General features: G+C 64.6%; 6 protein-coding genes. 5 read left to right on the plus strand and 1 reads right to left on the minus strand.

Translation table 11 applies throughout. The annotated features are described in order from the left end of the window. The 5 genes from VEK15_31675 to VEK15_31695 all read left to right on the plus strand — a co-directional run. The coding region (locus VEK15_31675; protein ID HXV65298.1) for a thiamine pyrophosphate-dependent enzyme at nucleotides 1–737 on the plus strand (737 nt) is incomplete at its 5' end. Continuing rightward, complete coding sequence (locus VEK15_31680; protein ID HXV65299.1) at nucleotides 725–1,147, plus strand: tripartite tricarboxylate transporter TctB family protein; 423 nt, start codon at nucleotides 725–727, stop codon at nucleotides 1,145–1,147. The genes VEK15_31675 and VEK15_31680, both read left to right, overlap by 13 nt. Beyond that, nucleotides 1,147–2,619, plus strand: a complete 1,473-nt coding sequence (locus tag VEK15_31685; protein ID HXV65300.1) for a tripartite tricarboxylate transporter permease — start codon at nucleotides 1,147–1,149, stop codon at nucleotides 2,617–2,619. Before VEK15_31680 ends, VEK15_31685 begins: the two co-directional genes overlap by 1 nt. Before the next feature lie 25 nt (nucleotides 2,620–2,644). Further along, nucleotides 2,645–3,547, plus strand: coding sequence for a c-type cytochrome (locus VEK15_31690; GenBank protein HXV65301.1), 903 nt, complete (start codon nucleotides 2,645–2,647; stop codon nucleotides 3,545–3,547). A gap of 170 nt (nucleotides 3,548–3,717) precedes the next feature. Further along, nucleotides 3,718–4,959: a threonine synthase gene (locus VEK15_31695; GenBank protein ID HXV65302.1), complete on the plus strand. Its 1,242-nt coding sequence runs from the start codon at nucleotides 3,718–3,720 to the stop codon at nucleotides 4,957–4,959. A 1-nt stretch (nucleotide 4,960) separates the two neighbouring features. Here the strand turns inward: VEK15_31695 and VEK15_31700 are convergent. Next, nucleotides 4,961–6,166 (minus strand): amino acid permease (locus VEK15_31700; GenBank protein HXV65303.1); only part of this gene is annotated, 1,206 nt, incomplete at its 5' end.

Below are 6,166 nucleotides of genomic sequence, written 5' to 3' on the forward strand. Positions count from 1 at the left end.
GCCACAACTATGAGACAGAAGTCGGACTTTGCGGCGATGCGAGAACGGGTCTCGAGATCCTGGTGGAGATGGTCGGCTCGATCGGGCCCAAGGTCGATCCGGAAGAAATCGAACGCCGGCGGCACGAGTTTCTCGAGAGCGTCGAGGCCTTCCACTCCGACGAAACGCCGATCCGACCCGAGCGCTTCCTCGCCGAGCTCTTGCCTCGGCTCCCCGACGATGCCGTGCTTTGCGTGGATCCCGGCACGGGATGTCCCTACGTGTCGGCCTATCACCGATTGCCTCGAGCGGGCCGCTGGTTCGTCTCGCCCCGGGCCCACGGTGCTCTCGGCTACGCTCTTCCCGCGGTCTGTGGAGCCTATTTCGCTCGGCCCGACGCCGGACGCGTCGTCGGGATCATGGGTGACGGAAGCTTCGGAATCTCCTGCGGGGAGCTCGAGACGATGGTGCGGCTGGCGCTTCCCGTCACGCTCATCGTCTTCAACAATCGAGGGTACGGGTGGATCAAGGCGGGCCAGAAGGTCCGCGGTGGCAAATACTACTCGGTGGACTTCTCGGACTCCGACCATGCGGCCATTGCACGCGCTTTCGGCCTGAAGGCGCGTCGCATCGAGAACCCCAGTGAGATCGCGTCCGCCCTCGAAGAGGGGCTTTCGAACAAGGGCCCTTATCTCCTCGACATCGTGACCCAGCCGCTCGAGGAAGCGAGAGCACCCGTCTCGAAGTGGATCGCCTGACTCGGCGCGACGTCGTCTCGGGAGGGGCACTAATCCTTCTCGCGCTCCTGTACTATCTGGCGACCCTCGAGCTGCCCGCAGGAGACGGTGAGCCAGGACCGGCCTTTTTTCCTCGACTCCTCGCTGCGGTGCTGCTCGCTCTCGGGGTGCGGATCGTTCTCCGGGGACTCCGAGAAGCAGGCCAGGCGGACCTTTCGGAGCTGAGAAAGCCTACCCTCCTCATTGTCGCGACCGTCGCCTACCTCGCGATTTTCGCGCACCTGGGATTCGTCCTTAGCACGCTCGCCTACACCTTGTTCACCGCCCGCCTCCTCGGAGGCCGCGGCGTCTCCAGTCTGCTCGTGCCGCTGGTCGCCACGGCAATCGTCTACGCGCTCTTCGCCGTCGGTCTCGCGCTTCCCCTTCCCTGATGAGTGCTTTCGGGTTTCTCGCCGGCGGCGTGCTGCTCGGCATCGTGGTCGGTGCTATTCCCGGTCTCACCGCAACGCTCGCCATTTCGCTGTTGCTCCCCTTCACGTTCTCGTTGCCCCCGGCCGAAGCCTTGCTCGCGCTCACCGGTATTTACGTCGGCGGGATTTTCGGCGGCGCAATCACCGCGATCACGCTCCGCATTCCCGGCGCTCCGGCGAACACGATGACCCTCCTCGATGGCCACGCGATGGCGCGGGCTGGACGCGCCGAAGGGGCGTTGGGCCTCGCAATTTTCAGCTCGACCGTGGGTGGGCTCTTCGGCGGCGTCGTGCTCGTGCTCCTCGCGCCCCAGCTTGCGAGGCTCGCGCTTCGCTTTCAGTCGCCCGAGATGTTCTCGATGGTCGTGCTCGCCCTCGTCGCCGTGGCCTCGGTCTCTGTCGGACCCCTTTCCAAGGGACTCGCGGCGACCGTGCTCGGACTGATGCTCTCGACGCTCGGTCTCGACAAGCTCGTTCCCGTGCCGCGCTTCACCTTCGGCGTCCCCGATCTGCTCGTCGGGGTCCCGCTCCTCCCCGTCGTGATCGGATTGTTCGCCCTGTCGGAAATGTTTCGTCAGAGTGCCGAGCCCGAATCGAGCGGCGCGGGGCGCATCCACCTCTCCTTCCGAGGGATGCTCGCGTTCGTTCCGATGCTCGAGACGGTTGGGTTCCGGCTCTTCGCCAAGAGTGCCGCGATCGGCGCTTTCATCGGGGCGCTACCCGGGGGCGGTGCGGCCATGGCGGCGTTTCTCGCGTACAGCGAGGCAAAGCGCGGCTCGGATCACCCGGAGAAGTTCGGAACCGGCATCCCCGAAGGGATCGCGGCGCCCGAGACGGCGAACAACGCGATGACCGGAGGGGCGTTCGTTCCCATGCTCGCTTTCGGCATCCCCGGCGACGCGGTGACGGCCGTCATTCTGGGAGGCCTGCTGATCCAGGGGATGACTCCCGGACCGATGATGTTTCGGGAAAATCGCGAGCTGATGACCACGCTGTTCGCCGGGTTCTTCGGGGCATATTTGATTCTCTTCGTTCTGGGCCTGGGACTCCTTCCACTCTTCGCTCGGATGGGAGCGCTCCGGCGATGTCACCTCTATCCGGTGATTGCCGTCGTGGCGCTCGTGGCGGCTTATGCCTCGGAACGCACGATGTTCGCCATGGGTCTTTCCGTAGTCGTCGGAGTCCTCGGATACGGGCTGACACGATTCGGCTATCCGCTCGTCCCTGTCCTCCTGGGCTTTCTTCTCGGTCCGCTGCTCGAGACCAACTTTCGGCGCGCTCTGATCGTCTCGGACAACGGGTGGTGGGTTTTCGTCACATCTCCGATCGGTGCATTGCTCTTGGCGACTGCGTGCCTGGTCGCTTTCTGGCTCGGGCGCGGCCATGAAAGGCGCTTCCCCACAGAGCCGGGGAGGCCCCCGAGCTCGACGTAAGCCAGTTGTAGTTATAATGATCGGATTGAGAAACCAACCGACTCGACACCTCGCCATTCAGTCCGCCATCTATCTCATTGGGATATTGACTTACTCGACCTTGGCCGCCGCTCCCCTGTCCGGGGACGATGACGTCGAGCTCGGAAAGGAAGTCTACGAACGGGCCTGCCTGGAATGTCACGGAGACCAGGGGCACGGGGACGGCAAGACCTCGCGCGAACGCAAGTTCCAGGCGCGCGATTTCGCGCTCGGATCGTTCAAGTGCCGCTGCACGCCGAACGGAGAGCTCCCCACGGACGAGGATTTGCTCCGGACCGTGACCAAGGGCATTCCGGGTACGCCGATGCGCAAGTTCGAAGGCACTCTTTCTCTCGAAGAGAGACGAGCCGTCGTTGCCTATATCAAGTCGTTGACGCCACGGTTCGCGAACGAACAAGCGCCAGCGTGTACGCCGGTGCCCGAGCCGCTGGCGGCAACGGCTGAGCTCATTTACGAGGGCTCACAGGTCTATCGGGTGATGCGATGCTGGACCTGTCACGGCGTCGACGGCGGAGGACAGGGTCCGGCGGCGCGCGGTTTGAAGGACGACTGGGGTAACCCAATCCGCGTCTATGATTTTACCCGCGCCAACCGCTTCAAATGCGGTGGCTCGGAGGCCGACATCTACCGCCTTCTCCATACGGGCATGAACGGCTCGCCGATGCCGTCATTCAGCGACGCGTTTTTCTTTCCGAGCGAGAGCGCAGGGAGCGCGCGCTCGTTCGAGGATGCATTCGATGCGAACGGCATCGAGCAAATCCTGGACTACATCGCCACCCAACCCGATAATGCGACCCTCGACGCGATGACGCCGGCCGAGAAAGAGGCGCTCAGGGCGCGGCGAACCTGGGCGCTCGTCCACTACCTGCGCTCGCTGGGCGGGCGCTAGCCTAGTCAGGCTGATGAAAAAGTACAGTCCAGCCTGCGCGAGCGGAGCGAGCCCGGCGCGCCTACCGCGCCGTAAGCAGCCCGAGCCGTGGCGGCTCGATCGATTACGGGTCCCGCCACGGCATTGAGCACAGTAGTGATGAAACCGCCGCCTCGGCGTTGCGGCACCACGTGAAATTCGCGCTCGTTTGCGCTTACTGTCGCCTTCGGGAGGAGGCCTCGACTGCGGGACGACGCTGCTCCGAGTGCGACGGACCCTTCGTCGTCGAAGTGGACCGCCCGGCTCTGACCGATGCCCGTGACGTTCCCGCCGAAGCCGGTCTTCCCGGTATCTGGAGATACCTTCCCCTGCTTCCTCTCGAGCGTCGCGATGCTATCGTTTCGCTTCACGAGGGCGGAACGCCGCTCGTCGCCGCCCGCCGGCTGGGCGAGCGAATCGGGGTATCGAGTTTGTTTCTGAAGGACGAATCGCGCAACCCGACGGGCTCGTTCAAGGACCGGATGCTCGCTCTCGGAGTCTCCCGGGCGGTCGAGCTCGGGAAGTCGACCATCGTCGTCCAGTCCTCGGGGAACGTCGCCGCGGCCGCGGCGGCTTATGCTGCGAAGGCCGGGCTCAGGGCCAAGATCTTCGTGCCGCGAACCGTTCCGGAAGAGAAGCTCCTTCAGATCCAGTTGTACGGCGGAGACCTCTTCCGCATCGACCATGATTCACCTGCCGCGGTGTTCCGTCTGATGGACGAGGTTGCGAAGGCGCTCGGCTGGTACGTCGTCTCGACGACGGCGCTCTACAACCCCTTCACGCTCGAAGGCGCAAGGACGATCGCCTACGAGCTTTTCGAGCAGACCGGCGGCGAGCTTCCCGAATGGATCGTCGTGCCGGTGGGGGGAGGCGGGAACCTCGGTACGATCTGGCGGGCGTTCCGGGAACTGAATGAGCTCGGCCTCGTCGATCGTCTTCCCCGCATGGTCGGCGTGCAAGCGGAAGGCTGCGCCCCTTTCGTGGAAGCGGTGCGACTCGGCCGCTCCGCCGAAGAAACGGCGAAGATACGGTGGCCCGAGATCCGAACGGTGTGCGGCCCCATCGCGGACGATGTGGTGTTCGACGCCCACGTGGCCCTTCCGGCGGTGCGGGAGTCCTTTGGAACGGCGGTGGCCGTGAGCGACACCGAGACGCTCGACGCGGAAGCGATGCTGGCCCGGATGGAGGGAGTGTTCGTCGAGCCCTCGAGCGCGACGACCATCGCGGCGCTCCGGCGCCTCGCCATGGAGGGGATCGTGAGGCAAGAGAGCTCCGTCTGTTGCATCCTGACGGGGACGGGATTCAAGGACATGGCCTCGGCACGCAAAATCGTTTCGCTCCCGGACCTCGTTGCACCAACCGTGGAAGCCGTCTTGGACCGCGCGGAGGCGTAACTCAGCTCAGGTCCGAACGATTGCGGAGGAAGTAGAAGAGCACTCCCGCCCCCACGATGACGAGGCCATAGAGCGAGCTTCTCGTGGACTCCACAATCGTATTGACGACGAACACCGAGGAGACGACGACAAAGATGAGGACGGGAAACGGATAGAGCGGAACGCGATAAGGCCGCGACCACTCCGGGTGGAGGCGCCTCAAGACCACCACCGAGAACGCGACCATGGTGAACAGAATCCAGTTGGCGAACATGGACATCGTGATGAGGTGCTCGTAACCCCCGGTAAGAGTGAGGACCGCCGCCCAGACCGCGAGGAGCCATATCGCGTTCGCCGGGCTCTGGTATCTCGGATGAACGTCGGCAAGCGACGAGAACGCCTGTCCGTCGCGCGCCATGGCGAAGAGGACTCGCGGACCGGCAAGCACGTTCGCCGCGATCGCGCCGAACGTCGAGCACAGAATCGCGAGCGCGATGAGGCTCGCTCCCGTGCTTCCAATCATGGCCGAAACCGCATCGGAGGCGACGCGATCGGAGGCGGCGATGGCTGGTTGGCCGAGGGCGAAGATATAGGCGAGGTTCGCGCCCAAGTACACGATGACGACGACGGATACTCCGATGAGAATGCTCGAAGGGACGTTTCGCGCCGGCTCGCGGATCTCACCCGCGACGAAACCGACGAAGTGCCACCCGTCGTAAGCGAAGAGCGTCGAGATCATCGCGAGGCCGATCGCGCCCGCGACGTCCATGTCGAAGGTTTGCGGCCACAGGGGAAGCAAGTTCTCGGCGCTGCCACGCCGAGTCACGAGCGCCACGGCGACGAGCCCGACGAGGCTCGCCGTCTTGAGGAACGTGAACGCGTTCTGGACGTTCGCCCCGGCGCGCACCCCGCGCGCGTTGACGTGAGCGAGGAACAGCAAGACGGTGATCCCGACCGCCTTCGAGACCCATGTCGTCATCGGCACGAAGTGTCCCAGGTAGAGAAGAAACGCCGTCGTGAGCGCCGCGACCGAGCCCGGGATGACGACGAGCATCACCGTCCAGCCGTAGAGAAAGGCGAAGAACGGACCATAGGCCTCGCGCATGTAGACGTACAGTCCGCCCGAGTGAGGGAGCATGGCTCCGAGCTCGGCAAGCGCGAGGGCCCCGGCGAGCACCAGAAGACCAGAGAAGATCCAGATCCCGAGCACCAGACCGGGCTCGGGAAC

The sequence above is a fragment of the Vicinamibacteria bacterium genome (assembly GCA_035620555.1).
GTDB lineage: Bacteria > Acidobacteriota > Vicinamibacteria > Marinacidobacterales > SMYC01 > DASPGQ01.

What these genes read in the sequence shown, in the direction of transcription:
- VEK15_31685 (HXV65300.1), top strand. Translation starts at nt 1,147, where the DNA reads ATGAGTGCTTTCGGGTTTCTCGCCGGCGGCGTGCTGCTCGGCATCGTG.